The following is a 2,309-nucleotide window of genomic DNA, read 5'->3' on the forward strand; positions in this document are numbered from 1 at the left end:
CTTTAAAAATTCCCAATAAATTTTCATGAAACCCCTCCTCCATATAAACTCTTTAATCTAATTCTAACTTAACAGAACATATTATTTATGTTATAATGGTAATAACTATAATTGTTATATTGTTTTTAAGTGATTTTATTGACAAATTTTTAAAATATGGTATAATATAATATAGGATAAAAAAATAGAATGTATAAAAGACCCTACTGGGTCTTTTTTTTATAAAAAACAAAATATTTCAGAGAAATTCCCTTATTACCTTTTCGCATCATAAAAATATATAATCAAAAGGATTTAAAATAATAAACTTCTCATAAACATTACCAAAGGGGGGAATATTATGAAGAGGTTTATTATTTTTTTACTTTTTGTATTAACAATATTCATGGTCTCATGTACAAAAATACAAAACACGCCAGCTTCTTATGAAAATCCTTCGTATAAAATTTCAGAGATTTTTAATCAGAAATTAGGATTTAATTATACTTATCAAAAAGCATCTTTAGATAACGATTCAAAAAAGTTATTCATTTCATTAAAAGATGAAGATGAAAAAAAACTACTTCTTTATGAGTACCTCTTAAAGAGCACACCAAGTGAATCAACTTTAACTAATCTTAGAAATATCCCCTATACGTCAGACTCAAATATTCTTGCACTTGGCGCTGTAAATGGGAATCCTTGGTTTATATATACTACTATCACAATTCAAGGAAAATACCTCACATTTTCCTATTATAATTCTAATGGATGGCATAACGTAGATTTACTTTCAGCATGTAATCTAACATCCCCGTACAAATATTTATTTGACATCTTTTACAACCAAAACACTGTACTTTTAAGTTTTTACAACGAAAAAAAATATTGTGTAATAAAAATTTCAGAAAATGCATATAATATAAATTGCTATAATATCCCCACCCCAAAAGACAATATAGAAATATATTTGACGTTAGATGCCTACTTTTACGAAAATAACGTATATATCCTACAATCGTATACGTATAATTATTATTCACTAATATCAATAGATGTTATTCCTAGGATAGTCGCCTTTTTTAAAAGAGAAGAAAGCGAAGCAATATCCAACAGTATCCTCAAAAGTCAAGATTATTTGTATATAACATCTTACAAAGATAAAAATCTTGTCCTTTACAAAGCAAATTTAACAACCAACACCCTTGCAAGTTCAACTATAAACATACCCATACCAGATTGGGCATATCCAACTGGGAGTGACATTCTCTTGGAAAATTCAGGAAAAATATGGAACTTTTTTGAAGTTATATATGAAAATGTTGTTCTTAGCACAAGCAAAAGTATCTTCTACACAATATATGATCCAAAAACTAAAGAAACTACCTCAGCTACTCCGGCAATTATGTGGTATTCAACATATTGGGTGGAGTACCAAGATTATGACTTTCACACATGCGGATACGGTATAGACAGTGAACAAAATGTTTGGTTCCACATACTTGGCCAAGATTTATCTTTTTCGCCTCACCGTGAAAACTCCAATATTGCGGTTTATAGCAGCAATGGTAATAGGATAGCAACTTTGCCTCCAGAAGCTGTAGCTTTCCAACCTGGAAATACCTTTGAGTATTTTACACTGCTTGATGGGGATTTTAAAAACACCGCAATATTACTTTTTAAAGATCAAAATGAAATGCAAAATATAAGCTTTTTAAAACTTTTGAAAGAATAAACAAAGGCTCATATTGAGCCTTTGTTTTTTTTTTCAAATTTGTGTTAAAATTAAAGTGAATAGGTATATTTTCCGGAGGTGGTTAAATGAAACTACAATTTAAACTCATACTATCCTTAGTATTGGTAGCAATAATTGCTACAGTGACAAGTGTTTCAATTTCATCATATTTTGCCTTCAAAAACGTTTCAAAAAGTGCAAATACTATAAACGAACTCATCCTTACCTCGATCTCCAAAGACGTACATGCAGAACTAGAAAACATCATTGATCCAATTTACAAGTATGCAACGGAAGGATCACTTGCTCCATATTTGATGAATATAACAAGTGATTTAGGAAAAAGACAACTTGCATGGGGAATTAGAAACGCAAAAAATACATTAAAAAATGAAGGTTTCATCCAGACATTTATCGTATTAGAAACAGGTGAAGTACTTGATGAGACAGGCGAGTTATCAATTAATTTTCCAGAGAAGTTAAACGATATAATTGACAAGATAAAAAACAAGGAAATCTTCCGACTTCACAGGAACACCTATGACAGGCTTTAAAGTTTTAGAAGCAATAACCCCTGGTAAATGCGCAGCCCCTC

The 2,309-nt window shown here is 30.2% G+C and carries 2 protein-coding genes; one reads left to right on the forward strand and one right to left on the reverse strand.

All coding sequences use genetic code 11. The annotated features are described in order from the left end of the window. The first annotated feature begins 340 nt into the window (after nt 1–340). Nucleotides 341–1,714 carry a hypothetical protein gene (locus tag XO08_RS03385; RefSeq protein WP_075665645.1) on the forward strand — a complete coding sequence of 458 codons (1,374 nt, stop codon included), beginning with the start codon at nt 341–343 and terminating at the stop codon, nt 1,712–1,714. Between the two features lie 479 nt (nt 1,715–2,193). On the opposite strand, the gene XO08_RS09385 is transcribed toward XO08_RS03385, so the two are convergent. Then, nucleotides 2,194–2,283, reverse strand: coding sequence for an AIR carboxylase family protein (locus XO08_RS09385; RefSeq protein ID WP_233120223.1), 90 nt, complete (start codon nt 2,281–2,283; stop codon nt 2,194–2,196). Nucleotides 2,284–2,309 lie beyond the last annotated feature (26 nt).

This window comes from Thermosipho sp. 1074, from assembly GCF_001999655.1.
GTDB lineage: Bacteria > Thermotogota > Thermotogae > Thermotogales > Fervidobacteriaceae > Thermosipho > Thermosipho affectus.